The sequence below is a fragment of the Nonomuraea sp. NPDC050394 genome, from assembly GCF_044459065.1.
Lineage (GTDB): Bacteria > Actinomycetota > Actinomycetes > Streptosporangiales > Streptosporangiaceae > Nonomuraea.
In genome coordinates this window covers 31,195-57,272 of record NZ_JBITIO010000031.1, presented here as the reverse complement: position 1 = coordinate 57,272, position 26,078 = coordinate 31,195, and the positions used below count along the sequence as shown (strand labels likewise).

Sequence of the window (26,078 nt, the reverse complement as noted above, 5' to 3'; positions counted from 1 at the left end):
CTTGGTCGACTGCTGTCTTACCGGGAGCCTTCTCTTCTCTCAACCCACCCTCGCGCATCCACTCTGGCCTGCACGCTCAGGTTGGAAAAGCCTCATTGATCGGGTACATCGGCGCGGGTCACGGTCATGAGCCAGGCAAGCTGGGCGTCTTCCTACGGATCAGAAGGTTGGGGTTTCGAGTACCTCCGGCCGCACCACAGCTCAAAGGCCCTCCGGGATCATCCCAGAGGGCCTTTTTCGATCTTGTACAGCTGGGGTCTGCAGGCTGTCGTCTGGATGTCCATGGTCATGGGGATCTGGCTGTGGCGGAGGACCTGCGTCGCCACGCGAGGGTAAACGCCGAGGGCGGCCAGGAGTGAGGCGCAGATGCGGCGGGTGTCGTGCACGAGGATGCGCGGGACGTCTGCCATGTTGCACCGGACGTCGAAAGCGCTTCAGGTTGCGGCTCTGTGGGTGTGCCGTGCCTGGTGGTGAAGACGAGGTCGGACTCCCATCTCTGATGACGGGCAAAAGTATGTTCCCACTCCGGTGGGTGGGCCAGAGGTCCCGGCCCTGGGGCCCTGCAGTAAGGGTCGCTTCCCGCCGGGCAAGCAGGTTCTCGGTGCACGGAGCATCCAATCCAGCACCACGATTGTGGGTGGTACGCCTGCCATGAGGCCCGGCACTTGAGGAGGCCGGCGAAGGAGGTTCACCGGGCGGAGCGACTTGCTGGATCAGAGAAGTTACAGATGACTACGTCGGTAGCCGACCAAACAGTGCTCGGGATAGGTCGCTGCCGACTTCGTGAGCTCCATTATCCAAAGCTGCCAGGCTGACGGATTCGTCCGGTTTCGTCTGATACATGCCAACCGAACGACCAAAGCCCAATGGCTGAACACGGGATCGCGAGCGATGCGGATCAAAGGTATCGACGCTGATGCGTCCGTCCGACGGCACGCCGGCGGCCACGACGACATGTCCATGTTGGATAAGGCCCAACGCTCCTGTAAAGCGCAGCATCTCAGCGAGCTGTTCCGGTAGCGCTTTGGGATCCAGAATTGAGCCCATCTGGTCTCTGGGGAGAGTTGATCGAACTGAGATCTGCCCCGTCTTATGCAACCGAACTTCCCTGATTCTTCCATTTTGAGGTTTGTCCCCTGTGCGCCGCTGATCGTTCTCGGTACTGACGGCCGCATGATCCTGGGATCTGAGAAGATTGAGCGCCTGGCTAGTCTCGATATATTCGGTCCCTCGAACCCGGCGCATCAGCGAATCAATGAGTTGGTCCATCTCGCGAGCCGAGTATCCAGGGTGATCCATGGGTAGCACGTGTAGTTCGAGAAGGGGTTCTTGGATGCTACTAAGTGAATTTACTCTGCCGTCATCTGCGATCCAGATTAGGGAAGGCTGCTGAGTCAATCTTCTGAATTCTAGGGGAGATGGTTTTGAATCCAGCTCGCGCAAGCCTTTGACGACCTTGGTCTGAAGCTCCATGCTGCTGGAGAAGGAGTCCCGAAACACACCCGTCGCGTACGCCTCAACGATGCGCATGAATTTGTGCTGATCGGGCCCGAGTCTCACACCGTTCTTACGGAAGACCAGTCGTGGCTTCCCCAGGCGTTGCGCGTGCACCCATTCGTCATGCGTGGCCGACCGTCCAGTTTCCGGGAACACATGACCATAGTCGGCACCCAAGAGAAACAGACAGGCATCTGCGGACTCCAGAGCGGCCAGACATGCCTCTCTGCTGGGAGTGGTCTGGGCTGAGAAGTCTTCGAAGCGCACTGGGATATGGCCCAGCGCGGTGATCAAGCCAGGGAGGGAGTCGCGTTCTTCCTCCAAGCCCTTCCGTACGCTGCTGATAAAGACCCTCACGATATGATGTCTCCACTGGTCGAGGTTTCACTTTGTGAACCATGGCGGTTCGTGCAGCACATGGTATCCGGATGCAGGTGAGGCGGAGTCAATGGCCGAGATCTCGGATGAAGCGATACGCGCCTACTGGAAGGAACATCGGGAACAGTTACGCCAGTGCGAGACTCAGCGCTCGACGCTTAGCAACCTGCTGATTGTAATCACGGCCGCCTTGAGCGCTCTGATCGTTCAGCAGCGCTTCTCGCTGTACGTCCTGCCCCTGTGTGTCTTTATCTCGCTGGCTGGCCTGTATGGCGTCGTCGCTGTCTCAAAGTACTACGAGAGAGCTTCCTACCATCTGTCTCAGGCGCGTGCTTTGACCAAAGACCTCGCGGAGCGTGGAGTGCTGGGCACTGATGAGAGGTTGGTAGAAGCACGCGCTGATCACTATCGCGCCTTCCCCCGAATGCATCGCATCCGCCTTCATCGGCTGTGGGTGGCCCTGCACTTCGCCATCGGGGTCTATGGGCTGTCACTGTTGTTGATATGTGTGGTCGTGGCGTGAACTGGGCGCGTTGTGGCCATCGATGCTCTGGCTGAACCCGGAGATCGGCCCCATCGCATCTTCGCCCACACGCATCAATGTGCGCAGAGCATGGGAAAGTGCTGACTTGTCCAGTTTGTCGAGTTCGACCAGGGACAAGTCACTCACATCGACTAGGCCTGGCCCGGCCTGCTCATCGCTCATTGAAGCCCCTTACGATCCGGAACTCTGTCGGCAAGAGGATAACCATAGTGATACGGCAAATGCGTCCTAGGAGCTGGAAGGGCTCAGCCTCTATTACTGGGTGGACGGTCCCCGCCTCGGAAGCGTGATATCAGGTTAACGGCCAGCTGGGCGGATTCCCGAGATCTGGGGCAAGATCCCGCCCCGCAACGTCAACTTCACCGGTCGGTCCATCCTGCTGGAGCGGTTGCACGCGGGCCTGTCCACCGAGGTGACCGCCGTGGTCCCGCACGCCCTGCACGGGCTGGGCGGCGTGGGCAAGACACAGCTCGCGGTCGAGTACGCCCACCGGTTCCGGTCCGAGTACGACGTGGTCTGGTGGATTCCCGCCGACCAGCCCGTCCTGGTCAAGTCGTCGCTGGCGGGCCTGGCGCCGCACCTGGGGCTGCAGGCCGCGACCAGAAGCGGGGCCGAGGACGCCGCGGACGCGGTGCTCGACGCCCTGCGGCGCGGCGAGCCGTACGACCGATGGCTGTTGGTCTTCGACAACGCCGACCAGCCGGAGGAGATCAGCGACCTCATCCCGCGCGGGCCCGGCCAGGTGATCATCACCTCGCGCAACCACCGCTGGCAGGGCATCGTCGACACCGTGCCGGTGGACGTCTTCCGCCGCGAGGAGAGCGTGGAGTTCCTGTCCCGGCGGGCGTCGCTGTCCGACAGTGACGCGGACCGGCTGGCGGAGCAGCTGGGTGATCTTCCTCTCGCCCTGGAGCAGGCGGGCGCGCTGCACGTCGAGACCGGCATCTCGGTGGACGACTACCTGCGGCTGCTGAAGGAGCAGACCAGCGCCCTGCTCTCGGAGAGCAAGCCGTCGGAGTACCCGATGCCCATGACCGCCGCCTGGGCGCTCTCGGTGGGGCAGTTGCGCAGCAAGCTTCCCGAAGCCGTCGACGTGCTGCGCTGCTGCGCGTTCTTCGGCCCTGAGCCGATCCCGCGCGACGTCTTCCGCCGGGCCGGTCACCAGGCGTCCGACCTGAGGTTGAGCGGCATCTTCGGCGACACGATCCTGCTGACCAGGGCGATCAGGGAGCTGGGCAGGTTCGCGCTGGCGGCCATCGACTCGCAGGCACGTACGATCCAGGTGCACCGTCTGGTCCAGGCGCTTCTGCGGGACGAGCTGGACGAGGACGAACGCAGCCGGTTCCGGCACGAGGTGCATCTCCTGCTGGCCGGCGCCGCCCCGAGAATGCCCGACGAGACGGCCAGCTGGCAGCGCTACAACGAGCTGATCGCGCACATCCTGCCGTCGCAGGTGGAGGACTGCCCCGATCCGGCGGTGCGGGGCATGGCGCGCGACGTCATCTACTACCTCTACCGGTCGGGCAGCTACCAGTCCGCGCGCTCGTTCGCCGAGCAGTTCGTACGGCGGTGGGCCGAGGTGTCGGGGCCGGATCATCCGGACGTGCTGATCGCCCAGCGCCACCTTGGCGGGATCGTCCGCGAGCTGGGCGAATACCGTGCCGCCTACGATCTCGACAGTGCCACGCTGACCAAGATGACCGAGGTGCTGGGGCCCGAGCACCGCGAGACGCTGGTGCTCAGCAGCGGGTTCGCGGCCGACCTGCGGGCCATGGGGGACTGGTCGGCGGCGCAGGAACTGGACGAGAGGCTGCAGTCCCAGCACACGACCGCGTTCGGCGAGCAGGCGGCGGCGACCCTGCAGATCATGAACAACCTGGCCATCGACTACGGGCTCAACGGCGACTACCAGGCGGCCAGGGCCCTGCACGACACCGTGCACCGCAAGCAGAGCGAGAGCGGGGAGCGGATCGGCGAGGCCGACGTCCTCAACAGCTGGAACGGCCTGGCCAGGGCCGTCCGGCTGACGGGCGACTCGCGAGAGGCGGTCGACCTCGGCGAGGACGCCTACGCCTACGGGGTTCAGGAACTCGGCGCCGAGCATCTGTGGACGCTGCGCACGGCCCGCGACCTGTCGATCGCCAAGCGCAGGGCGGGTGACTTCGACGGATCGCTCGAACTCGCCAAGGACGTTCACTCCCGCCTGCAGCGCATCATGGGCGACCACCACCCGGAGACCGTCGCGGCGGCGAGCAACCTGTCCAACGTGCTGCGGAGAGCAGCCCGAGTGCGGCGGACACGGTCGCGTGGCTGCCGCGCCCGTCGCGGCGCCGCCGGTGCCGGTCGTGATCGTCGGCGCCGCCGTCCAGGCTGACGCCGACGCGGATCCCGAGGTCGTCGAACAGTTTCAGGTAGGTCTCGTCGAGACGCATCCCGTTCGTCTGCAGGCTGACGTTGAGCCGGACATCCGGGCCCAGAGCCCGCCGGACGGAGCGCACGGCGTGGGCGATGTGATCGGCACCGGCCAGCAGCGGCTCCCCGCCGTGCAGGATCAGATGGACGGAAGGCAGCCGGTGCGCGTGGGCGTGTTCGGCGATCCGGGAAGCCGTGTGTGCGATGACGTCTTTCGAAATCCGACGCGGCTGGTCTTTCCAGCTCTGGTCGGCCATTTCGTAGACATAACAATAATCGCACCTCAGGTCACATCTACTATGTATTTTTAGGACGAACTGACACAAAGGCCACGGCGCCGTGACCTGGGGCTTCGCGTCGCCCAGCCAGTCTCCATTCGAGGATGACACGTGGCCGAACCTTACCCCTGTACCACTTTGGACGCATCGTTATCACCGCCGCCCGCCGCGCGTAAACCACGGCCGTCAGGTACGGCGGCGCGATGTCCTTCGCTGTTGACCCTCACGTAGCGTGAGGCCGCAGACTGCTGACATGAGCTACTCGGTCGGCCAGGTCGCCAGGCTCGCCGGTGTCACCGTGCGCGCGCTCCACCACTACGACGAGATCGGGCTGCTCAGCCCGGGTGAGCGCACGGCGGCGGGGTACCGCAGGTACACCGAGTCCGACCTGGACCGGCTCCAGCAGGTGCTGTTCTACCGCGAGCTCGGGTTCCCCCTGGAGGAGATCGCGGTCATCCTCGACCGGCCGGACGCGAGCGCGATGACGCACCTGCGGCGCCAGCACGGACTGCTCGTGCGGCGCATCGAGCGGCTCAAGAACTTGACCGCGGCCATCGAGAAGGAGATGGAGGCACGGACGATGGGCATCAACCTGACGCCCGAGGAGCGCTTCGAGGTGTTCGGGGACTTCCGCCCCGAGGACCACGCCGAGGAGGCGGAGCGGCGCTGGGGCGGCAGCACGGCCTACGAGCAGTCCCGCACGCGCATGGCGAACATGACGAAGGCCGACTGGGTGAGGTTCACCGAGGAGGGCGGGGCCGTGGCACGGGCGCTGGCCGAGGCGTACGAGGCGGGCGCGCCCGCCGACGGCCCGCGAGCCATGGACCTGGCCGAGGAACACCGGCAGCACCTCACCCGCTGGTGCTACGACTGCACCTACGAGATCCACCGCGGGCTCGGCGACATGTACGTGGCCGACCCCCGGTTCGCGGCCAACTACGAGCCGCTGGCCGAGGGGCTGACCCAGTACATACGGGACGCCATCCACGCCAACGCGGCACGGCACACCGCCTGACCTGAGACAACGGCTGTTCGGCCCAGCCGTCACCCGCGCCATGATCTCCCCGTCCTCGGCAGCCGATCCGTGCGTGGTCGTGGTCGTATCCCAGCCGGATTTATCTCTCTGTCACAGGCTGTCTATCTCCCGTCGTTACGGTCTGCCGGTCAGTGTCCGATCGAGGGAGATGATTCATGACGATCACCAGCAAGCTCGCGGTCGCCGGAGCCGCCGTCGTGGTGGCGGGCTCGATGCTCGTGGCCGCGCCGGCGGCTTCGGCCGCGGCCGGCTACGACAAGTACCCGTGCCAGGAGGGCCGCGCCGGTTCGCCGTTCCTGCCGGTCAACCCCGCCGCCAACCAGTGGAACCCCAACGGCAAGCACGGCAAGGGCGGGGGCGGCTCCAACGGCATGATGAGCGCCGGAGAGGCGATCGGCGGTCTCATCTCCATGATCGTCGAGGAGACCGGAATGGACGGCCGGCGCGAGAAGTTCACCGAGGAAGCCCTCGCCGCCGCGGACAAGGCCTCCGGCGGCCGGTGGAACATCGCCGTCCTCTACCAGGGCCTCACCTACGACGGCAAAACCATCGCACCCAGCGCGGGCAACGGCAGCGCCTACTTCAAGAAGCATGACTGGGGCGGCAGCCTCGTCCAGAGCGAACCGGCGGCCAAGCTGACGCTGTGCCACTGGGGGCTCGGCGGCACCAACCCCGAAACCCGCAAGAAGTTCGCTCCCGCCCATGTCTACTCCGTCTACGTCTTCGACACGGCCGAGACGCTCGTCAACCCCGGCGACGGCGGTTTCATCAATTGGCGTTTCAAGGGCTGGTTCAACCGTGAGGGCGACACCGTCCGCTTCGGCAAGGCCCCCGGCTACCCCGAAAAGCAGAACCTGGATCCCCTCGACACCCGCCCCGGCGGCCAGAAGTAGGTGAGCCCGGGGTACGCACAGGCGGCCGCGACGGGCTCGGGACACGAGTAGATGGACGACGGTGGGCCGGCGCCGTGCCCGGCCCACCACCCGGATCGGCGCGTGTCCAGGCCGAAGTTCCGGCGGACGGCCCGCGAACCCCCAGGTCAGGCGAGGGCGACGCCGTACACCGCCTTGATGATCTTGATGGGGAGGTCCAGGGTCTTCGGTTCGATGTTGGTGTGGATGGCGACGCTCCGCCGGCCGTCGTCGGTGCTCAGTGCGAGGGTGAAGGATCCCGGGAGGGTGCCGCTGACGCCGCGCACGGTCAGGCCGTCCATGCCCGCGCTGTCGAACTCGATCACGCCCAGGCCATAGCGGGCGTGGGGCAGCCAGACGACGCCGCCGTTGGTGACCATGGTCCACATCTCGTGGTGCTGAGCCGGTGGCAGCAGGCCGCCGGTCGCGATCGCCCGGAGAAAGCGGGTCAGGTCTTCGGTGGTGGAGACGATGCCGCCGGCCGCCCAGCCCCATGAGGTGTTGAGCGCGGTGACGTCGGTGGGGGGATTGTCGTGGTCGATCATTGACGCCCAGTTCTCGGCGGTGAGCGTCGCCGGGTCGACGCCGTCCTTGAGCGCGCCGGTGATGTAGGCAGCGGGATGGGGGTCGGGATAGCCGGTGGCGTCGGCGGGCCGTACGTGGGTGTGGGTCAGGTCGAGTGGCCGGATGACCGCGCGTTCGACTTCGGCGGCGTAGGTGTTGCCGGTGGCCTTCTCGATGATCGCGCCGGCCAGGTAGTAGCCGCCGTTGGAGTAGACGAACTGCTCGCCCGGCTCGCCGGCCGGTGGCTGGGAGACCGCGAGCTTCACCAGTTCGGAGGTGGTCCAGACGCGGGTCGGCTGGGTGACCATGCTGTGCTGCAGTTCGGGCGCCAGGCCGGTGAGGAACAGGCCGCCGGTGTGGTTGAGCAGATGCCGGATGGTGATCTTGTCGCCGTCGTAGCCACCCGTCTCCATGACGCCGGGCAGCCAGGTGTTCACCGGGTCGTCGAGGCTCAGCCTGCCTTCGGCCGCCAGGGTGAGCACGGTGGCGGCGGTGAAGGCCTTGCCGGAGCTGCCGATGTGGAGGTGCTCGCCCAGTTGGCGGCTCCGCCCGGTGGCGAGGTCGGCCACTCCCGCGGTGCCGAACCACATTCCGTCGGTGTCGTGAACCTCGGCGACGACGCCGGGGATGCCGTCCTCGGCCACGGCCCGGTCCAGGATCTGCTGGATCTCTTCGTGGGTGTTTTGCGACACTTTATGCCCTCCTGGCCGTCTCATTGGGTACGTTGTACGCTATTGCGAGGCTAGGCTACTGGGTACCATGTACGCAACTGGAGGGCGCTCAGCCGGGCAGACCCGGCGTTAAAAAAGTGTGAAGGCGAATCCGGGGTTCGGCGGAATACAGGGTGTAACCCAAAGAAGGGACACCATGCGAATGGCCGCTCCCCCGGACGTGCCTGTGACAGTCGATGACGCGGCACTCATCGAGCAGTCGTGGCGCCGCCCGGACGTGTTCGCGGTGCTCTACGACCGGTACTTCGACGAGATCTACCGCTATCTCGCCGGCCGGCTCGGCCCGCACATCGCCGACGACCTGGCCGCCGAGACGTTTCTCGTCGCCTTCCGGAAGCGGCGGACCTACGACGCCGCCCGCGGCGCCGTACGGCCGTGGCTGTACGGGATCGCCACCAAGCTCCTCGCCCAGCACCGCAGGAGTGAGACCCGCCGGCTGGCCGCCTTCCAGCGCGCCCCGGTGGACGCATTGGCCGACGACGGTCCCGAGGACAGGGTGACCACGCGGGTCGCCGCCGCGAACGCACAGGGGCGGCTCGCGTCGGCGCTGGAGCGCCTGTCCCATGGGGACCGCGACGTGCTGCTCCTCATCGCGCTGGCCGATCTCAGCTACGAGGAGGTCGCCCAGGTGCTCGACATTCCTTTCGGGACCGTCGGATCCCGCCTCAACCGGGCCCGCAAGAAGTTACGCGCGGCCCTGGGCGGAACCAATCCCATGATCGGAGGCTCCGATGGATGACGACCTGACCGCGGTGCGCGATCTGCTCTCCGCTCCAGGCCCCACCCGGGAGACGACCGACAAAGGCCGCGCGCGCCTGAGCGACGCGCTGTCGCGCCGGCCCAGGAGGTGGGTCACGCCGCTGCGTACCGGCATGGTCGCCGCCGCGCTCGCCACCGCGCTGGGGGTGGCGGTCATCATGCCCTCGGACGACCTGGTCCTGCTGACTCCCGATCCGACCACCGCCTCCACCGCGCCGACCGCGCGGCAGATCCTGCTCGCCGCGGCGACGGCCATGGCCAGGACGCCGTCGGACGGCGACTACTGGCGGGCGCGCACGGTCACCGGCAAGCTGATCGTCAGCCCTGATCGCCGGTACGTGCTGCGCCGCGACTCGGCCAGCGAGACCTGGCTGACCCGGGCGGCGGGCGGGCGGAGCGGGTCGTTCAACCAGTACCTGGGCGCCCGGCCGGCCTCGGAGAAGGACAAGCTGGCCTGGCAGGCGGCGGGCGGCCCGGTGAGCTGGCGCTACCCGGACGACGTCACCGGCATGGGCTTCATCGGCGCGGGCGAGACCGTGCAGTCGGCGCCGGGCGCGCGGGTGGGCGGAGCGCCGAAGGAGCCGGTCAACTGGGACGAGGTCAGCAGGATCCCGGCGGGCGCGGCGCCGCTGCGCTCGTACCTGGAGGCGAAGATCGGCGCGGTCGGCCCGCGGGAGCTGGATTCCCGGCTGCGCAAGAGCTGCATGGAGATCCTGTCCGGGCTGCCGGTCTCGCCGGAGGTACGCGCCTCCGCGTACCAGGTGATGGCCTCGCTGCCGGGGATGACGGCGGAGGGAGAGGTGACCGATCCGCTGGGCCGTACGGGACAGGCGCTTCGCTACCAGGTCAACCGGCCGGAGGGGCAGGTCAGCGATGCCCGCTTCGTGGTCGATCCGGACAGCGGCTTCCCTCTGGCCAACGAGACCAAGGGCGTGGGGCGGCTGGCCGACGGCCAGAGCGTGGAGGTCAGCTCGTTCACCGCCTACCAGCAGATCGGCTGGACGGACGAGGAACCGGACTGGGAGAGCGCGGAGGTTGGCGATGGCATTCACACTGACTGAGGTCAGGGAGCGCACGTACAAGCCGCGCGACGCGTGGTGGACGGTGTTCCTGGTCGATCCGCTGGCAGGGCGGCTGGTGGTGGCCGCGGCCAACCGCACCTCGATCACCCCGAACCAGGTCACGTGGGCGGCGTTCGCGCTCGGGCTGGGGTCGGCGGCCTGCTTCGTCATGGGCGACTGGAGCTGGCTGGCGGCCGGGGCGGTCCTGTACCACCTGAGCTTCGTCCTGGACTGCGTCGACGGCAAGATCGCGCGGCTCAAGGGGACCGGGACGGTCTTCGGCGGCTGGCTCGACTACGTCTTCGACCGGATCCGGGTGCTGGCCTGCGCCGTGGCGCTCATGTGGGGGCAGTACCGGCTGACCGGCCAGGACCTCTACCTGATCCTCGGCATCGTGGTGGTCTTCCTCGACATGCTGCGCTACGTCGACGCCTTCCAGGTGGCGAAGGTCCGCCGCGCGATGCGCCGCCAGCTCGACGAGGCGATCGGCGGCGCGGACGAGGAGCACGACGTGGAGCCGGAGGAGCTGATCGACCTGCAGCGCGGCTTCCGCAGCCGCTTCTCCTGGTATCTGGTGGCGCGCGACTGGCTGCGCGACCATCGGGTGCGCACGCACCTGATGAGCGGCATCGAGTTCCAGATGGCGGTGTTCATCGTGGGGCCGCTGCTGGGACTGGTCGTGCCCGTCACGCTGGCCGCGGCGGGCCTGCTGCTGGTCTTCGAGGTGGCGATCATGTACAAGCTCTGGCTGTCCTCGCGTGACCTGACCAAGGCGCTGACCGGCATGAGAGCAGGGGGTTAATTGCGTTGAGAGCGGGGCCGGCCGTCTGCTCTACTCGGACGGACAGCCGCCCACCTCATGGAGTCCCAGATGCGCGAAGCGTACATGTTTCCACAAAAGGTAAATTTCACCTCTTCTAGGGACATGACGCTTCGTGAGAATGCTCAACTTGGGGATTTTGGCGCATGTAGACGCCGGTAAGACCAGCCTGACCGAGCGGCTTCTCTACGCCGCCGGGTCATCGACGAGATCGGCAGCGTCGACGACGGCAGCACCCAGACCGACTCGCTCGCTCTCGAACGCCGCCGCGGCATCACGATCAAGTCCGCGGTCGTGTCCTTCGCGATCGGCGACGTCACCGTCAACCTGATCGACACCCCCGGCCACCCCGACTTCATCGCCGAGGTGGAGCGGGTCCTGAGCGTGCTCGACGGCGCCGTGCTGGTGATCTCCGGCGTGGAGGGCGTGCAGGCCCAGACCCGCGTGCTCATGCGCACGCTCAAGCGCCTGCGCATCCCGACGATCCTGTTCGTCAACAAGATCGACCGCCGCGGCGCCCGGACCGACGCCGTCCTGCGCCAGATCACCGAACGGCTCACCCCCGCCGCCATCCCGCTGGGGACCGCGCGCGACCTCGGCACCCCCGCCGCCTCCTTCCATCGCGCGTACGGCGGAGCCGACGTGCTGGCCGACAACGACGAGGCGCTGCTGGCCGCGTACGTGGCCGACGCCGTCCCGGAGGACCGCCTGCGCCGCGAGCTGGCGGCCCAGACCGCCGGTGCCCTGGTCCACCCCGTCTTCTTCGGCTCGGCCATCACCGGCGCCGGTGTCGCGGAGCTGAGCGATGGCATCCGCGAACTGCTCCCGGCCGCCGAAGGCGCGGCGGACGCCCCGGTCTCCGGCACCGTCTTCAAGATCGAACGCGGCCCGGCGGGGGAGAAGATCGCCTACGCCCGGCTGTTCACCGGCGCCGTGCGGGTGCGCGACAAGCTGCCCTTCCGCACCGGGCGGGAGGGCAAGGTGACCGCGATCGCCGCCTTCGAAAGCGGCGCGGCGATCCCCCGGCAGGAGGCGCGCGCGGGCCAGATCGCCAAGCTCTGGGGCCTGGACGACATCAGGATCGGCGACCGCGTCGGTGAGGCGGCGCCCGGCGCGGACGCCCACCACTTCGCCCCGCCCTCCCTGGAGACGGTCGTCATCCCCGCGCGACCGTCGGAGAAGGGCACCCTGCGCGCCGCGCTCGCCCAGCTCGCCGAGCAGGACCCGCTGATCAACCTGCGCCAGGACGACCTGCGGCAGGAGATCTTCCTGTCCCTCTACGGCGAGGTGCAGAAGGAGGTCATCGAGGCCACGCTGGCCGACGAGTTCGGTCTCGCGGTCACCTTCCGCGAGACCACCACGATCTGCGTCGAACGCCCCATCGGCACCGGTTCGGCGGTCGAGTTCATCGCCAAGGCCCCCAATCCCTTCCTGGCCACGGTCGGGCTGCGCGTGGATCCGGCGCCGGTCGGGAGCGGGGTGGAGTTCCGGCTGGGGATCTCGCTGGGCGACATGCCGTACGCGTTCTTCAAGGCGGTCGAGGACACCGTCCACGAGACGCTACGGCAGGGGCTGCGCGGCTGGCAGGTCGTGGACTGCACGGTCACGATGACGCACTCCGGCTACTACCCGCGCCAGAGCCACGCGCACCAGAGCTTCGACAAGAGCATGTCGAGCACCGGGGCGGACTTCAGGGGGCTGACGCCGCTGGTGCTGATGAGCGCGCTCAGGCGGGCGGGCACGCGGGTGTGCGAGCCGCTGCACCGCTTCCGGCTGGAGATCCCGGCCGACGCGCTGGGACCGGTGCTGCCGTTGCTGGCGCGGCTGCGGGCCGTACCCAGGACGCAGAGCGAGGGCGTGATCGAGGGAGAGATCCCCGCGGCCAGGGTGCACGAGCTGCAGCGGCAACTGCCCGCGCTCACCCGCGGCGAGGGCGTGCTGGAGAGCTCCTTCGAACGCCACCACGCGGTCTCCGGCGCGCCGCCCGAGCGCGAGCGGACCGACCACAACCCGCTCAACCGCAAGGAGTACCTGCTGCACGTGGAACGGAGGGTCTGAGCAGCTCAGGGCGTGGAAATGTCAGTGGTGACCGGCATGATGAACCTATGAGCGACGCGCCTCCCCTCACCCTCATCGCCGACCACACCGCCTACGCGGAGGCGGTGCAGCTGGCACTCGACGCCTCCGCGGCCTACTACGCCGACGGCACCTCCACGCTCGACGACGACTCCTACGACCGGCTGCTGCGCGGCATCGTGGCCTACGAGGAGGAGCATCCCGACGAGGTGCTGGCCGACTCGCCCACGGGCAAGGTGGCGGGCGGCGCCGTGGTCGGCGACGTGCCGCACAGCGTGCCCATGCTCAGCCTGGACAACGTCTTCGGCGCCGAGCAGCTGGCCGAGTGGGCCGCCTCGGTCGAGCGCAGGATCGGCAGGCCGGTCGCGGAGTGGAGCGTGGAGCCCAAGCTCGACGGCCTGGCGATCGCCGCCCGCTACCGCAGGGGCCGCCTGGTCCAGCTCATCACCCGCGGCGACGGCACGGCGGGCGAGGACGTCAGCCACGCCGCCGGCACCATCGTCGGACTGCCCGAGCGGCTGGCCGAGCCGGTCACGGTCGAGCTGCGCGGCGAGGTCATGATGACCGCCGCGCAGTTCGAGGACGCCTGCGCCAAGCGCCAGGCCCACGACGGCACCACCTTCGCCAACCCGCGCAGCGCCGCCGCCGGCACGCTGCGCGCCCAGGACCGCCCCTACACCTGCGAGCTGACGTTCTTCGGCTACGGCGCGCTGCCCACCCCCGACGACGCCTCCGAGCTGGCCGTCCGCCTGCGCGAGCTGCCGCACAGCCAGGTCATGGAGTGGGTGGCCGCCCAGGGCGTCCAGACCACGGCCGCCACCCCGGTCGCCGGCGTCGTGGCCCACAGCCTGGAGCGGGTCCAGGAGCGCGTCGAGCAGATCGCCGCGGCCCGCGCCGACCTGCCCTTCGGCATCGACGGCATCGTGATCAAGTGCGACCTGGCCGGCGACCAGGCGGCGGCGGGCTTCAGCTCGCGCGCCCCGCGCTGGGCCATCGCCTACAAACTGCCCGCCACCGAGAAGATCACCAAGCTGATCGCGGTGGAGTGGAACACCGGGCGCACGGGCATCATCGCGCCGCGCGCCGTGCTGGAGCCGGTCGAGCTCGACGGCTCCATCGTCACCTACGCCACCCTCCACAACCCGGCCGACATCGCCCGCCGCGGCCTGATGCTCGGCGACTCGGTCGTCGTCTACAAGGCGGGCGACGTGATCCCGCGCGTCGAGGCCCCCGTCGTGCACCTGCGCACCGGCGAGGAGCGGCCGATCGCCATCCCGGAGGTCTGCCCGTCGTGCGGCGACGCGATCGACGCCTCGCAGGAGCGCTGGCGGTGCGTGCGGGGCCGCGCCTGCCGCGCGATCGCCTCCATCCAGTACGCCGCCGGCCGCGACCAGCTCGACATCGAGACGCTGGCCGAGCAGCGCATCCGGCAACTGCTCGACGCCGGGTTCATCACCGACTTCGCCGACCTGTTCTTCCTGACCCGCGAGCAGGTGCTCGGCCTGGAAAGGATGGGCGAGACCAGCACCGACAACCTCCTGGCCGCCATCGAGCAGGCCAAGGCCAGGCCGCTGAGCCGCGTGTTCTGCGCGCTGGGCGTACGCGGCACGGGTCGCTCGATGAGCCGCCGCATCGCCCGGCACTTCGCCACGATGGAGGCCATCCGAGCCGCCGACGCCGAGGCGATCCAGCAGGTCGAGGGCATCGGCCCGGAGAAGGCGCCGGTGGTGGTGGCCGAGCTCCTGGAGCTGGCGCCGCTGATCGACAAGCTGGTCCAGGCGGGCGTCAACATGACCGAGCCCGGCGCCACCCCGCCCGGCACCGCCGCGGAGGAGGGCGCGACGGAGAGCCAGGCCGAGCAGGGGCCGCTGGCCGGAATGACGGTGGTGGTGACCGGGGCGATGTCCGGAGCTCTGGAGTCGCTGTCGCGCAACCAGATGAACGAGCTGATCGAACGCGCGGGCGGCAAGTCGTCGTCGAGCGTCTCGGCCAAGACGTCGTTGCTGGTGGCGGGGGAGAAGGCCGGGTCCAAGCGGACCAAGGCCGAATCGCTGGGCGTGCGGGTCATGTCGCCCGAGGAGTTTGCCGCTCTGGTGGAAGGGGTTTACTCGGGGTAGGGAGCAGTTCCCAATCTGATGAAAGGGGTTTGCCAGGGGGAGAGACCAGTTCCCAAGGGCTCCGGGAATACAGTAGATTGACGCCCGTCTATCGGGGCGCTACGTCTTTGGGCCGCTGCGTAATCACGCTCCAGGGGCACTTTTACGGCAAATGTGGCGTTTTGCACCTGGAGCGGGGATTGAGGTGGCCGACAGCACCAGAGGCGTACAGTCCGGCACCGCTCGTGACTCCGCCTGGAAACGGGATTTCCGGCTGCTCTGGACCGGCTCGGCCTTCTCTCAGTTCGGCACCGTCAACGCCACTCTGGCCGCCCCGCTGCTCGCGCTCGCGCACACCGGATCGCCGGTCTTCGCCGGCTGGGTGACGGCGGCAGGCACGCTTCCGCGCCTGCTGCTCTACCTCCCCGCCGGGGTGATCGTCGACCGGTCCAACCGCCGGGCGATCATGGTGATCAGCGCGTTCCTGCAGATGGCGCTGGCGGTGGTGCTGGTCGTGGGGGTGTTCAGCCATGGCGATGTGACCCTGCTGCTGCCTCTGGTCGCCGGGGCGCAGGGCGTCTGCGCGGTGTTCTACTCCACGGCTGAGCTGGCGGTGGTGCCGCGGCTCGTGCCGGAGGAGAGCCTGCCGAAGGCGATGTCGCGCAACGAGGCGCGCATCCACGGGGCGGGGCTGCTGGGGCGGCCGTTCGGCGGGCTGCTGTTCGATCTGATGCACGGACTGCCGTTTCTCCTCGATGCGGTCTCATCTGCCCTTTCAGCTTTCTTCCTCCTGAAAATGGACAAGAAGGCATTCAAGCCACCGGTGACGCATCGATCCGCCATGACGAGTGATTTGAGGGAAGGCGTCAGCTTTCTGCGTGGTGATGCGTTCCTGTTCCTTGTGGTGATTGTTTGCGCTCTTGCTAATTTTTTCTTCCAGATTGTCGGACTTTCTCTGGTGCTGCTGGCTCACGCGCAGGCGCTGCCGTACTGGCTGACGGGGGTGCTGATCGCCGCCTCCGGGTTCGGCGGGGTGCTCGGGTCGCTGGTCGCGCCGCGGTTTCTGAGCGGGCGGCAGCCGCGCAGGGTGATCGTCATCTGCGTGTGGGCGTGGCTGTTCCTGAGTGCGGCGCTGGCGGTCAGTGACCACGGCTCGGTGCTCTACGTCGCCGTCCTGCTGCCGCTGGCCTGGGGCGGGATCGGGTTCACCGGGGCCTGCCTCAACGTGGCGCTGTCGGTCCACTACGCCAGGGAGGTGCCGGTCCACCTGCACGCGCGGGTGGTCAGCGTCAGCCGGTTCTTCTCCGGCGGGGCGGTGCCGCTCGGGGCGCTCGCCGCCGGGTACGTGATCGCGGGGCTCGGCACCAAGATGGCGGTCGTCATGGTCGCCAGCTTCATCCTGCTGATGGCGCTGACGGTGTCATACGGCTCGCTCGCCTGGGGGCTGCTCGTCCGGGTCCGCATGTGGGCCGGGCTGTGGAAAGATCGCGTCGCTGAGGGCGTAGAGCTCGTTCTCCAGGCGGGAGCGGACCGGCTGCGCGATCCCTTTGGGGCTTTCGAGCTCGCCGTGCGCCGCGGCCCAGCTGAGCGACTCACCGAGCGCCTCGATCCGCGCGTGGCACGCACGCGGGCACAGCGGCCGCAGCCTGGCCATCGCGGTCTTGGCGGCGACGGTGTCATGCCTGACCTGCCAGACCTGTTTGGCGAGATCGGCGGGGTCGAAGCGCGTCGCGCCGCCGCGGCGGAGCTGCTGCGCGTACTCGACGTTGAGCGCCAGGTTCATCACGGCCTCCGCTGTGGTGGCGAAGGTCTCCCTGAGCTCGCGATCGCGGGTGTCCCGCCGGTCGTCGGCGCGCTGCTCGGCAGCGGCGAGCCGGGCGTGCCGCGAGCGGGTCCGCTCGGTGAGGATCGCGGTGAGCGAGCCGGTCAACGCACCGAACACGGCGGCGCACGCGGTGATGACGGCGACCATGACGAGCTGGTTCAGGGTTCCTCCGACAGGCGCTTGGCCGTGCCGTGCTGATGTGGCGGCAGCGGAGGGTGGATCGCCAGGATCGCGAGCTCGGCGTACCTGGCCGCGTCAGAGGAGTCGCCGGAGATCATGCGGACCCTGGCCGCGCGCAGGTAGACCGGGCCGCTGTCACCGGCGTCGGCGACCGCGCCGGCCAGCTCCCGGTCGGCCTCCTCCGTACGTGACAGGGTCGCCAGCGCCAGCGCCCTGGCCGCGCGGGCGGAGGGCTGCGGCCAGCGGCTGCTCGCCTGCCCGATGTCGCGCAGCGCCGACTCCGCGTCGCCCAGGTCGGCCAGCATCTCGCCGCGGGTGCGCCGCGCCTCGGGCACGTTGCCCTCGCGGTTGATCACGTTGTTGAGTACGGCCAGCGCCGCCTGCGGCTCCCCGGCCATCCAGAAGTTCTGCCCGAGGCTGGTCTGCAGGGTGACGTCATGGGGCACCCGCTCGACGGCGGCGCGCAACATGCCGGTGGCCTGGCGCTGCCTGCCCTGGTCGAGCGCGACCCGGCCGGCCGCGGCCAGCAGCCAGCCCACCGCGGTGTTGTCGCGCAGCGCCTCGTAGAGTTCGCAGGCGCGCAGGTAGTGGCCGGCGGCCTCGTTGAGCCGGTGCTGTTCGTAGGCGATGCTGCCGAGCAGCGACTCGATGGCCGCGCCGGCCCGCAGCTCGTCGGGGGAGCAGGCGTCGGCGGCCTTGCGGGCGAGGCTCCTGGCGCGTTCCGGCTCGCCGTCGAAGGCGGCCTCCATGGCGGCGCGCAGCCGGTCCGCGGTGCCGGGGGCCGGGCGGGGCCACAGGCCGGGGTCCAGCCGTCTGAGGGGGGCCATGAGCCTCGGGTGGCGCAGGATGTACATGCGCAGGCCGTACTTCTGCGGGGCTCTGATGAGGTGGCGGTCCTCCAGGGAGCGCACCACGGCGGCGGTGATCCGCTCCGACGAGCCGAGCTTGCGGGCGACGCCGGACACGACCGTCTGGTGCAGCCACGCGTGGAAGGCGCCGGGCAGCAGCTCGAAGTCGGCGGCGATCGAGGCGAGCGTGGCCGAGCAGTACTCGGTCAGGGCGGCGTCGACCTCGTCCTCCATCCGCGCGATGGGGTGGTCCTGGCCGGGCGGGCGGCTCCACAGGCGGGTTCCGGTGACCTGGAGCAGCATCGGGTCGACGGTGGACACGGGGCGGTGCGGCCGGCCCATCGCGTCTCTGATCGTGCGGAGCTCGTCGAGCAGTTCGCGGGTGCGGGAGGGGGCGGGGCGGTAGCCGGAGCTCTCGATCGAGCGGCGGACGACCTCGGCGGCGGCCTCCGGGGTGAAGGGGCTGAGCGCGAACTCCTCGTACTGCAGGTCCTCGAAGCCCTTCACCACGCGCAGCAGTTCGTCGAGGTAGTCGGTGCGCACCGACAGCAGCAACCGCAGGCGGGGCCGCTTGGCGGCGGTGGCGAGGAGTTCGTTGAGGAAGGCGCAGCGTTCGTGCTCGTTGCCGCCGGCCGGGCGCAGGAACAGCTCGGCCTGGTCGATGGCGGCCAGCGTCGGCGCGGGACGGCCCTGCCGGTCGACCTCCTCACGGCGGTGCAGGAAGTCGTCGATGGACAGGCCCGGGACGTGGGTGTGCGCGTTGGCCGCGTGCCAGGACGACAGCAGGGCGAGCACGTACCTGTTGTGGTCGGGCAGGGCGGCGACGGGCCACACCCGCGTCGGCGCGGTCAGGCCGATGGGGAGCACGTGGGCGTTGCCCGCCTTCAGGGCCGGCACAACGCCCGCGCGCAGCAGCGAGGTCTTGCCCGCGCCGGCGTCGGAATGGAGGATCGTCAGCCGGCGCTGCTGCCATGTCCGGGTTAGTTTTCGGACCTCTTCGGCTCGTCCGAATAACAGCATCTCATCGTGGGCTTCGAAAGGCCGCGCTCCAATGAATGGTCCGCGTGGAGCTGCGGGAACCGCTGAGAAAGCTGTCATTAGCCAGACCTCGCTCATGGAGGACGGTACGGATCAACCGCCTTGAGATCGCGCCGCGGTCGCCTGGCGACGATACTGCCGATTGTGGCGAGACCGAAACCCGCTCGCCGTCGCGGCGCGCCCATCAAGGGGCTCCGCAATAATACGGCAATTCCTCGATTTCGAAAGAGCTCGATTGGGGTGGCCGAAATCGCCTATTAGGCATGCACGTCCGACGACTTTGGTGCTTCGAGATCCGCTAGAGAGCGGTGCTGTTGTCGAAGCGCGCGAAGCCCTCCCCTTCTTCGAGATCAGGTTCGAGCAGCTCACGTAGGGCCTGCGCGAGGACCGTGTCCCCGAGTCGGTCCAGGTCGGGATGGGAGAGCAGGGAAAGATCGACGAAATCGCTGCGGTGCTCGGCAAGCTGTGGTCGCACGGACATTCCCCTATCGACGCCTGCATACGGCCTGCTGTGTCGCCGCCCGGATCACACTCCTTCCCGCCCGGCGCGGCCGTTCCGGTGAATGTTCTCAACTGGCATGTATCACATTCGCGAGCTGCGGTATACCCTTCACAAACGCAAGGCCTTTCTTGCGACGCCGAATGTGCGGATAGGGCCGCCACTGAGCCTGTCCGCACACCGGTGTTGCGGCTATCGTTTCCTTGCTTGTCCATTCTCTGCGGACGGGAGGGCGGAGCGCGTGACCGATTCGGAACGTCCCATCATGCGGGGGGCGACCGGCGGCTTTCCTGAGGTTTGGAAAGTCCCCCCGCGCAACACGAACTTCACCGGGCGCGACGAGCTCATGGGCAGCTTGCGCTCCAGCATCACGAAGAAGACCACGGCCGTGGTCCCGCACGCCCTCCAGGGTTTCGGCGGTGTCGGCAAGACCCAGATCGCCATCGAGTACGCCTACCGCTTCCGCGGCGAGTACGACGTGGTCTGGTGGATCCCCTCCGACCAGCCCGGCCTGGTCCGGTCCACGCTGGCACAGCTCGCGCCGAAGCTGGGCCTGCCCGACCCGACCACGACGGGCATCGAGGAGGCCGCCAACTCCGTGCTCGACACGTTGCGCAGCGGCAAGCCGTACGACCGATGGCTGTTGATCTTCGACAACGCCGACGAGCCCGAGGACATCAACGACATCCTCCCCCAGGGCGCCGGCAACGTCCTGATCACCTCGCGCAACCACCGCTGGGCCAGCCTGTACGAGACGGTGGCCGTGGACGTCTTCCCGCGTCCGGAGAGCGTGGAGTTCTTCATCAAGCGCATGCGCCGCTCGATCACGGAGAAGGACGCCGACCGGCTGGCCGGCGCGCTCGGGGACCTGCCGCTGGCGCTGGAGCAGGCGGCGGCCCTGCAGACCGAGACCGGCATGTCGGCCGACGACTACCTGCGCATGCTGACCGAGCGCACCGCGATCCTGCTGGGCGAGGGCAAGCCGAGCGAGTACCCGCTGCCGATGACGGCGGCGTGGAGCCTGTCGGTGAACGAGCTCAAGGACAATCTGCCCGAGGCGATGGAGCTGCTGCGCTGCTGTGCCTTCTTCGGTCCCGAGCCGATCCCGCGCTCGATCTTCGTCTCGGTGGACGGCCCGGTCCGCCCGGTCATCGCCGACCTGCTGGCCGACCCGATCCGGCTGGGCACCGCCATCCGGCGCCTGGGCAAGTACGCGCTGGTGCGCATCGAGTCGGAGCCGTCCAGGCCCACCACGCTCCAGGTCCACCGGCTGATCCAGGCGCTGCTGCGCGAGGAACTGGAGCCTGAGACGCAGGAGGAGATCCGCTCGGAGGTGCACTCCCTGCTGGTGGGCGCGGCGCCGGAGTCACCGGACAACCCGACGGACTGGACGACGTACGACGCGCTGCTGGCCCATCTCGAACCGGCGAGGCTGGCCGACAGCGTCCGCGACGACGTGCGGGGCTTCGCGCTCAACGTCTTCACCTACCTGAACGCCTCGGGAAACCACCAGGGGCTGCGCGACCACCTCGACACGTTCCTGCAGAAGTGGACCGACGAGTTCGGCCCCGACGACCTCTACGTGCTGCGGGCCCGGCGTGTGCAGGGCGACCTGCTGCGCAGCATGGGCCAGTACACCGAGGGCCACCAGCTCAACACCGCGACGCTGGCGAAGATCCAGGCGCGCGTGGGCGTGGAGCACCCCGACAGCCTGGTGCTGCTCAACGGCATCGGCGCGGACCTGCGTGCCCAGGGGCTCTTCCAGGAGGCGCGCGACCACGACACCGAGTCCGTGCGCCTGCACCGCAAGGTGTTCGGGCCCGACCACGTGAGCACGCTGCGCGCGGTCAACAACCTGGCGCTCGACTACGGCCTGACCAGTGACTACCTGGGCTCGCGGACCCTGCTGGAGGAGGCCCTGCGCTCGGGCGGCAACGCGGTCAACCGGATCACGCAGCTCAACCTGTGGGCCGGTCTCGGCCGGTCGGTCCGGCTGTGCGGCTTCTACAGCGAGGCCTGCGACCTCGGCGAGGACGCTCTGGCCTTCGGCCGCGAACTGCTGGACGCCGACCATCCGCGCGTCCTGCTGACGCAGAAGGACCTGTCGATCGCCCTGCACCGCTACGGCGAGCACGAGCGGGCGCTGGAGCTGGCCCAGGACGTCCATGCGCGGTACGTGCGCCTGTACGGCCTCGACCACCCCGGCACCCTGGCCGCGGCGACGTGCCTGTCCAACGCGCTGCGCGTGAACAGCTTCATCCAGGAGTCGTTCGACCTGGCCAACGACACGATGCAGCGCTACCCCAAGCTGTACGGCCCCGAGCATCCCTACAACTACGGCTGCGCCAGCAACGTGGCGCTGATGTACCGGGTGCGCGGCGAGCCGCTTGAGGCCCGCCGGCTCAACGAGCGCGCCATGGAGGGCCTGGACCAGCGGGTCGGGCGCGACCACCACTTCACGCTCACGGTGGCCGTCAACCTCGCCAGCGACCTGGCCATGCTCGGCGAGCTCAAGGAGGCCTGCAAGCTGGGCGCCGACGCTCTCGAACGGCTGCGCCGCCTGCTGGGCGAGGACCATCCCACGACGCTGGCCGCCGCCGCGAACCTGGTCGTGGACCTCGCGCAGTCGGGCCAGACGGAGAAGGCCGAGGCGCTGTCGGCCGCCACCATGGACCGCTACCGGGACACGCTGGGCCTCGACCACCGCGACGCGGTCGTCGCGATGGAGGGCCGGCATCTCGACTGCGACTTCGATCCGCCGCCGATCTAGGCGCGGGGCTGCGACAGCAGCGACACGTCCTCGACCATCACCCGGCGGATGTGGGAGATCAGCCGGTACAGGTCCTGGCAGTAGACCGACGGATTGCGGAATCCGCTGCCGGGCCGGTACCGGTGCGGGTACAGGCCGCCGCCGCACACCCGCACGAGGTCGCACGACAGGCAGGCGCCGGACATGGCGCGCATGCCGATCTGCCGCGCCGCGATCGCCGGAAGGGTCAGGACCGCGTCGAAGGAGTCCTTGAGCACGTGGAGCAGGGTGCCCGCGGCCCCGTCGTAGGCGGACTTGAGCGTGTCCACCTGCTCGACGGCGCCGCTGGTCTCCACCACGACCACGGCCACCGGTGAGAGCCCGATGGCCTCGCTGCGCGAGGTCCTGCCGCACAGCAGCCGGATGATCTCGGTGAACAGCCGGATCTGCGTCTCCCGCTCCGGCGCGGCGTACCAGCGGTCGAAGACGGCGGACAGGTAGTCGCCATAGGGAGTGGTCGTGCCGGACCAGCCGGGCGGCGGGCTCTCCCAGTTGCCGTGCGGCAGCAGGAAGTCCACCATCGGCGGCCGGAACTCGATCAGCGCCTCGTAGGTCTTGACCGGGTCGTTGGCCAGTTCGAGCGTGCACAGCAGGCCGCTGAACAGATGGCGGTAGGCGGGGGCGGCCAGGCGTTCGAGGCCGGTGCGCACCTCGTCGTAGGTGCCGCGGCCCGAGGCGCGGCGGCGGTGGAGGTCGTGTCCCTCGGCGTCGCCGTCGAGGCTGACGCCGACGTAGACCTCGTGCTCGGCGAACAGCTCCAGGAACGCCTCGTCGATCAGGACGCCGTTGGTCTGCACCCGCAGCACCAGATCGGTCGCGCCGAGGGCGGCGCGCAGCGCGGTGACCGCGTAGCGGGTGTGCTCGACGCCGGCCAGCAGCGGCTCCCCGCCGTGCAGGATGACCTCGACTCCGCTCAGGCCGTGACCGGCGGCGTGCTCGGCGATGCGGGCGGCCACGCGGTCGATGGTGGCCTTGGACATCCGCCTCGGCTGGCTGCGCCAGCCCTGGTCGGCCATCTCGTAGATGTAGCAGTAGTCACAGGCCAGGTTGCAGCGGCTGTGGAGCTTGACGATGAACTGCCGGAACGGCGTGGGACGCCATCCGGATTCGAGGAGACCCTGGACGTCGAGAGGCCCAGGCCACTCGCGCTCGCCGGGCATGATGTCCCCCGCGCCTTCTCCCACGCTGATCAGCTCCCACGGATGAGATTAGAGCGCAGAGATTGGCCCCGGTATGCCCCGTTTCAGGGCGTGGCAAACTCCCGTTCACGAACGAGCGAAGGCCGACCGGTGATCCGGTCGGCCGCATGCCCCGCGGGTCTCACAGGCCCGAGGGATCACGTCCCACGCTGATCTCCTCGGCGATCCTGCGGATCTCCGAGACCTCCAGGCCCGGCGCCTTGGGCAACTGCCGCAGCAGCGCCTCCATCACCACCGGCACCGGCTGGCCCGCCAGGCTGCCCGCGATGCCGTGAACGGCCTGGAACAGCGCTGCGTCCGTGTTGTGCATGCGACCCCGTCTCATCGTCGACAGATTTTCCCCGGGGGTCACGCTATGACGAGCCGCCGACAGTTTTGCTCCGCACCGCCGTACAGATCTCGTCGAGGGCGCGCAACTGGGCGGGGGTGAGGGCGTCGAACAGGCCCTGCCGTACCTCTTCGACGTGGCCGGGGGCGGCGGCGGCCAGGGCGGCGAAGCCCTCGTCGGTGAGGACGGCGATGTTGCCGCGGCGGTCGTCGGCGCAGGGGGCGCGGCGGACCCAGCCGCGCTCCTCCAGGCGGGCCACGGCGTGGGACAGGCGGCTCTGCGAGGACTGGGCCCGCTGGGCGAGGTCGGTCATGCGCATGGAGCGGCCTTCCGTCTCCGACAGGGCAACCAAGATCATGTAGTAGGTGTGCGGCATTCCGGCGTCACGCTGGAGCTGGCGGTCCAGGCGCTCGTTGACGAGCTGGGTCGTGGCCAGGAAGTTGCGCCAGATGCGCTGCTCTTCGTCGTCGAGCCATCGGGTCATGTCGGTCAGTTTACTTGAACTCTCAAATAAGTCGGGGTATGTTGCTTGAGAGTTCAAATTTCCGAGGAGGGATCGTCATGCCGGTCCAGCGGCTCAACCACGCGGTGCTCTACGTCCGCGACGTCGAGCGCAGCGTCGCCTTCTACCGCGACGCGCTCGGCTTCGAGATCGTCATGGAGATGCCGGGCGCCGCCTTCATGCAGGCTCCGGGCTCGACCAACGACCACGATCTCGGGCTGTTCCAGATGGGCGCGCAGGCCGGTCCCACGACCGCCGGGCGTACCTCCGTCGGGCTCTACCACCTGGCCTGGGAGGTCGACACGCTCGACGAACTGGGGCGCATCGCGGCCAAGCTGAGCGAGCTCGGCGCGCTCGCGGGCGCCTCCGACCACTCCACCACCAAGGCGCTCTACGCCAAGGACCCCGACGGGCTGGAGTTCGAGGTCTCCTGGCTGCTGCCCGCCGCGCTCATCACCGACGAGGTGATCGCCGCCCGCTCCGGCATCCGCCCCCTCGACCTCGCCAAGGACATCCAGCGGTACGGCGGGCAGACCCGCGGCGGCGTGGGCGTCTCCATCCCCGCCTAGGAACCCCGCCTGGAGACCCCGCCTGGAGACGCTGCCAGGGTCCGCAGGACGCTACCGGCACTTTCCGCGAACTTGCCAATTTCCGGGTTACCGTGGCCATAACGGACTGACTCGCCTGGGAGAAGGTCATGCGGAGCGACCCTGAGCACATCGTCGACGTCATCGACGGGGTGGTCGACGACTGGGAGGCGATGAGCGCCGACTCGATGCGCTGGGCGCCTCCGGAGACCAAAGAGCCCGACCTGTTCGACGAACTGACCGAGATCGTGGCGCCGCTGGTCAACGCGGCGACCACCGTCCTGCGCCCGGTGGGAGAGGCCATCGAGCGCGTTCTGGACCACCTCATCGAGGGCGGCCCCGACGAGCGCTGACCCCCGGGGACCCCTGAGACGGGATCAGGGTCAGGTCAGGGGTATGGCCCGATGCCTGTGCCGGCCCGTGCCGGGCAGTCTTGGGATATGGCCGCAGTAAAGAGGTTCTACCCCCACATCGCGTTCTTGGCGATCACCTTCTCGGTGATCGCCGTCGTCGTGGGCCAGATCGTGCCCGACCCGTATCTGGACCCGATGAACGTGACCGTCAGCGAGTACGCCGTGGCCGACCGCGGGGGCGTCACGGAGCTGGGGATGGCGATTCTGGGGCTGGGGTCGTTCGTGCTGCTGGCAGGGCTCCGGGCGGCGGGGGCGCCGATCAAGGGGCTGCCGCAGTGGCTGCTGGGGGTGTGGTCGGGAGCGCTGATCGTCGCCGCGGTGGTGCCGACCACCCCCATCGGGGTGGACATGACCACGACGGCGCTGATCCACCGCTACGTCTCGATCGCCGCGTTCGTCAGCCTGCCCGCGGCGGCCGCGCTGCTCGTGCCGAGGTTCACGGCCGATGCCCGGTGGAAGCCGATCGCGCGGACCATGGAGTGGCTGGCCCTGGCGGGCGGGCTGGGTGTACTGGCGATCGCCTACGTGGCGATGCCCGGCGACCGGGTGCTGATCGGGCTCGTGGAGCGCGTGCTGCTGGTCGCGGAGGTCGCGGTGCTCGGGGTTCTGGCCGCGTGGTTGGTCAGGCTGGCCTGGGCAAAGCGTGTCCAAATCCTGACATATCACAAGTTTCTCACGAATTGATCA

General features: G+C 68.8%; 22 protein-coding genes and 2 pseudogenes. 15 read left to right on the top strand and 9 right to left on the bottom strand.

What is annotated here, in order from left to right; translation table 11 throughout:
- Positions 1–732: 732 nt before the first annotated feature.
- Complete coding sequence (locus tag ACIBKY_RS53975; protein ID WP_397110302.1) at positions 733–1,854, bottom strand: DUF4062 domain-containing protein; 1,122 nt, start codon at positions 1,852–1,854, stop codon at positions 733–735.
- Positions 1,855–1,945: 91 nt separating this feature from the next.
- Here ACIBKY_RS53975 and ACIBKY_RS53970 point away from each other — a divergent pair, with 91 nt between their 5' ends.
- Positions 1,946–2,398: a hypothetical protein gene (locus ACIBKY_RS53970; RefSeq protein WP_397110300.1), complete on the top strand. Its 453-nt coding sequence runs from the start codon at positions 1,946–1,948 to the stop codon at positions 2,396–2,398.
- Here ACIBKY_RS53970 and fxsA read toward each other — a convergent pair.
- Positions 2,366–2,581 (bottom strand): FxSxx-COOH cyclophane-containing RiPP peptide, encoded by a 216-nt coding sequence (gene fxsA, locus ACIBKY_RS53965; RefSeq protein WP_397110298.1) that lies wholly within the window; start codon positions 2,579–2,581, stop codon positions 2,366–2,368. The genes ACIBKY_RS53970 and fxsA overlap by 33 nt on opposite strands.
- Before the next feature lie 226 nt (positions 2,582–2,807).
- On the opposite strand from fxsA, the gene fxsT (ACIBKY_RS53960) reads away from it, so the two are divergent.
- Positions 2,808–4,793, top strand: a complete 1,986-nt coding sequence (gene fxsT / locus ACIBKY_RS53960) for an FxSxx-COOH system tetratricopeptide repeat protein (RefSeq protein WP_397110296.1) — start codon at positions 2,808–2,810, stop codon at positions 4,791–4,793.
- Here the strand turns inward: fxsT (ACIBKY_RS53960) and ACIBKY_RS53955 are convergent.
- Positions 4,747–5,088 (bottom strand): annotated as a pseudogene (locus tag ACIBKY_RS53955) (radical SAM protein); the annotation flags it as partial. The gene fxsT (ACIBKY_RS53960) and the pseudogene ACIBKY_RS53955 sit on opposite strands and share 47 nt — an antisense overlap.
- A gap of 274 nt (positions 5,089–5,362) precedes the next feature.
- On the opposite strand from ACIBKY_RS53955, the gene ACIBKY_RS53950 reads away from it, so the two are divergent.
- Positions 5,363–6,124 carry a MerR family transcriptional regulator gene (locus ACIBKY_RS53950; RefSeq protein ID WP_397110294.1) on the top strand — a complete coding sequence of 254 codons (762 nt, stop codon included), beginning with the start codon at positions 5,363–5,365 and terminating at the stop codon, positions 6,122–6,124.
- A gap of 176 nt (positions 6,125–6,300) precedes the next feature.
- Positions 6,301–7,038 carry a hypothetical protein gene (locus tag ACIBKY_RS53945; protein WP_397110292.1) on the top strand — a complete coding sequence of 246 codons (738 nt, stop codon included), beginning with the start codon at positions 6,301–6,303 and terminating at the stop codon, positions 7,036–7,038.
- A 146-nt stretch (positions 7,039–7,184) separates the two neighbouring features.
- On the opposite strand, the gene ACIBKY_RS53940 is transcribed toward ACIBKY_RS53945, so the two are convergent.
- Positions 7,185–8,312, bottom strand: coding sequence for a serine hydrolase domain-containing protein (locus ACIBKY_RS53940; protein WP_397110290.1), 1,128 nt, complete (start codon positions 8,310–8,312; stop codon positions 7,185–7,187).
- Positions 8,313–8,517: 205 nt separating this feature from the next.
- Here ACIBKY_RS53940 and ACIBKY_RS53935 point away from each other — a divergent pair, with 205 nt between their 5' ends.
- The 7 genes and pseudogenes from ACIBKY_RS53935 to ACIBKY_RS53905 all read left to right on the top strand — a co-directional run bounded on the left by ACIBKY_RS53935 (position 8,518) and on the right by ACIBKY_RS53905 (position 17,186).
- On the top strand, positions 8,518–9,090 hold the full coding sequence (locus ACIBKY_RS53935; RefSeq protein ID WP_397110288.1) for an RNA polymerase sigma factor: 573 nt from the start codon (positions 8,518–8,520) through the stop codon (positions 9,088–9,090).
- The gene (locus ACIBKY_RS53930) at positions 9,083–10,171 is read left to right on the top strand and encodes a CU044_5270 family protein (RefSeq protein ID WP_397110286.1); all 1,089 of its coding nucleotides are present in this window, start codon (positions 9,083–9,085) and stop codon (positions 10,169–10,171) included. Before ACIBKY_RS53935 ends, ACIBKY_RS53930 begins: the two co-directional genes overlap by 8 nt.
- Positions 10,152–10,973, top strand: coding sequence for a CDP-alcohol phosphatidyltransferase family protein (locus ACIBKY_RS53925; protein WP_397110284.1), 822 nt, complete (start codon positions 10,152–10,154; stop codon positions 10,971–10,973). The genes ACIBKY_RS53930 and ACIBKY_RS53925 overlap by 20 nt, the downstream gene beginning before the upstream one ends.
- A 139-nt stretch (positions 10,974–11,112) precedes the next feature.
- Positions 11,113–12,668, top strand: a pseudogene (locus ACIBKY_RS53920) (GTP-binding protein); the annotation flags it as partial.
- Positions 12,660–13,049, top strand: coding sequence for a hypothetical protein (locus ACIBKY_RS53915; protein WP_397110304.1), 390 nt, complete (start codon positions 12,660–12,662; stop codon positions 13,047–13,049). The pseudogene ACIBKY_RS53920 and the gene ACIBKY_RS53915, both read left to right, overlap by 9 nt.
- A 47-nt stretch (positions 13,050–13,096) precedes the next feature.
- Positions 13,097–15,184 carry an NAD-dependent DNA ligase LigA gene (ligA, locus tag ACIBKY_RS53910; RefSeq protein WP_397110282.1) on the top strand — a complete coding sequence of 696 codons (2,088 nt, stop codon included), beginning with the start codon at positions 13,097–13,099 and terminating at the stop codon, positions 15,182–15,184.
- Positions 15,185–15,368: 184 nt separating this feature from the next.
- Positions 15,369–17,186, top strand: coding sequence for an MFS transporter (locus ACIBKY_RS53905; RefSeq protein WP_397110280.1), 1,818 nt, complete (start codon positions 15,369–15,371; stop codon positions 17,184–17,186).
- Here ACIBKY_RS53905 and ACIBKY_RS53900 read toward each other — a convergent pair.
- On the bottom strand, positions 17,147–19,114 hold the full coding sequence (locus ACIBKY_RS53900) for an ATP-binding protein (RefSeq protein WP_397110278.1): 1,968 nt from the start codon (positions 19,112–19,114) through the stop codon (positions 17,147–17,149). The two genes, ACIBKY_RS53905 and ACIBKY_RS53900, sit on opposite strands and share 40 nt — an antisense overlap.
- 238 nt (positions 19,115–19,352) lie before the next feature.
- Positions 19,353–19,529: a hypothetical protein gene (locus tag ACIBKY_RS53895; RefSeq protein ID WP_184958929.1), complete on the bottom strand. Its 177-nt coding sequence runs from the start codon at positions 19,527–19,529 to the stop codon at positions 19,353–19,355.
- Positions 19,530–19,818: 289 nt separating this feature from the next.
- On the opposite strand from ACIBKY_RS53895, the gene fxsT (ACIBKY_RS53890) reads away from it, so the two are divergent.
- A complete protein-coding gene (gene fxsT, locus ACIBKY_RS53890; RefSeq protein ID WP_397110276.1) occupies positions 19,819–22,323 on the top strand; it encodes an FxSxx-COOH system tetratricopeptide repeat protein in 2,505 nt (834 codons plus the stop codon).
- Here fxsT (ACIBKY_RS53890) and ACIBKY_RS53885 read toward each other — a convergent pair.
- The 3 genes from ACIBKY_RS53885 to ACIBKY_RS53875 form a co-directional block, all read right to left on the bottom strand.
- Positions 22,320–23,546 (bottom strand): FxsB family cyclophane-forming radical SAM/SPASM peptide maturase, encoded by a 1,227-nt coding sequence (locus ACIBKY_RS53885; protein WP_397110274.1) that lies wholly within the window; start codon positions 23,544–23,546, stop codon positions 22,320–22,322. The genes fxsT (ACIBKY_RS53890) and ACIBKY_RS53885 overlap by 4 nt on opposite strands.
- Before the next feature lie 136 nt (positions 23,547–23,682).
- Positions 23,683–23,871 carry a hypothetical protein gene (locus ACIBKY_RS53880; protein ID WP_379611168.1) on the bottom strand — a complete coding sequence of 63 codons (189 nt, stop codon included), beginning with the start codon at positions 23,869–23,871 and terminating at the stop codon, positions 23,683–23,685.
- Positions 23,872–23,914: 43 nt separating this feature from the next.
- The gene (locus ACIBKY_RS53875; RefSeq protein ID WP_397110271.1) at positions 23,915–24,373 is read right to left on the bottom strand and encodes a MarR family winged helix-turn-helix transcriptional regulator; all 459 of its coding nucleotides are present in this window, start codon (positions 24,371–24,373) and stop codon (positions 23,915–23,917) included.
- Between the two features lie 77 nt (positions 24,374–24,450).
- Here ACIBKY_RS53875 and ACIBKY_RS53870 point away from each other — a divergent pair, with 77 nt between their 5' ends.
- The 3 genes from ACIBKY_RS53870 to ACIBKY_RS53860 all read left to right on the top strand — a co-directional run bounded on the left by ACIBKY_RS53870 (position 24,451) and on the right by ACIBKY_RS53860 (position 26,075).
- Positions 24,451–24,960, top strand: a complete 510-nt coding sequence (locus tag ACIBKY_RS53870) for a VOC family protein (protein ID WP_397110269.1) — start codon at positions 24,451–24,453, stop codon at positions 24,958–24,960.
- Between the two features lie 128 nt (positions 24,961–25,088).
- Positions 25,089–25,331 (top strand): hypothetical protein, encoded by a 243-nt coding sequence (locus ACIBKY_RS53865; protein WP_397110267.1) that lies wholly within the window; start codon positions 25,089–25,091, stop codon positions 25,329–25,331.
- Positions 25,332–25,418: 87 nt separating this feature from the next.
- Positions 25,419–26,075: a DUF998 domain-containing protein gene (locus ACIBKY_RS53860; RefSeq protein ID WP_397110265.1), complete on the top strand. Its 657-nt coding sequence runs from the start codon at positions 25,419–25,421 to the stop codon at positions 26,073–26,075.
- The last annotated feature ends 3 nt before the right edge of the window (positions 26,076–26,078 follow it).

Bases quoted from the DNA above. Each gene is read 5' to 3' on its own strand.
- ACIBKY_RS53930 (WP_397110286.1), top strand. From the start codon at position 9,083: ATGGATGACGACCTGACCGCGGTGCGCGATCTGCTCTCCGCTCCAGGC.
- ligA (WP_397110282.1), top strand. From the start codon at position 13,097: ATGAGCGACGCGCCTCCCCTCACCCTCATCGCCGACCACACCGCCTAC.
- ACIBKY_RS53950 (WP_397110294.1), top strand. From the start codon at position 5,363: ATGAGCTACTCGGTCGGCCAGGTCGCCAGGCTCGCCGGTGTCACCGTG.
- ACIBKY_RS53925 (WP_397110284.1), top strand. From the start codon at position 10,152: ATGGCATTCACACTGACTGAGGTCAGGGAGCGCACGTACAAGCCGCGC.
- ACIBKY_RS53970 (WP_397110300.1), top strand. From the start codon at position 1,946: ATGGCCGAGATCTCGGATGAAGCGATACGCGCCTACTGGAAGGAACAT.
- ACIBKY_RS53915 (WP_397110304.1), top strand. From the start codon at position 12,660: ATGTCGAGCACCGGGGCGGACTTCAGGGGGCTGACGCCGCTGGTGCTG.
- fxsT (WP_397110276.1), top strand. From the start codon at position 19,819: ATGCGGGGGGCGACCGGCGGCTTTCCTGAGGTTTGGAAAGTCCCCCCG.
- fxsA (WP_397110298.1), bottom strand. From the start codon at position 2,581: ATGAGCGATGAGCAGGCCGGGCCAGGCCTAGTCGATGTGAGTGACTTG.
- ACIBKY_RS53945 (WP_397110292.1), top strand. From the start codon at position 6,301: ATGACGATCACCAGCAAGCTCGCGGTCGCCGGAGCCGCCGTCGTGGTG.
- ACIBKY_RS53865 (WP_397110267.1), top strand. From the start codon at position 25,089: ATGCGGAGCGACCCTGAGCACATCGTCGACGTCATCGACGGGGTGGTC.
- ACIBKY_RS53900 (WP_397110278.1), bottom strand. From the start codon at position 19,114: ATGACAGCTTTCTCAGCGGTTCCCGCAGCTCCACGCGGACCATTCATT.
- ACIBKY_RS53880 (WP_379611168.1), bottom strand. From the start codon at position 23,871: ATGCACAACACGGACGCAGCGCTGTTCCAGGCCGTTCACGGCATCGCG.
- ACIBKY_RS53860 (WP_397110265.1), top strand. From the start codon at position 25,419: ATGGCCGCAGTAAAGAGGTTCTACCCCCACATCGCGTTCTTGGCGATC.
- ACIBKY_RS53875 (WP_397110271.1), bottom strand. From the start codon at position 24,373: ATGACCCGATGGCTCGACGACGAAGAGCAGCGCATCTGGCGCAACTTC.
- ACIBKY_RS53870 (WP_397110269.1), top strand. From the start codon at position 24,451: ATGCCGGTCCAGCGGCTCAACCACGCGGTGCTCTACGTCCGCGACGTC.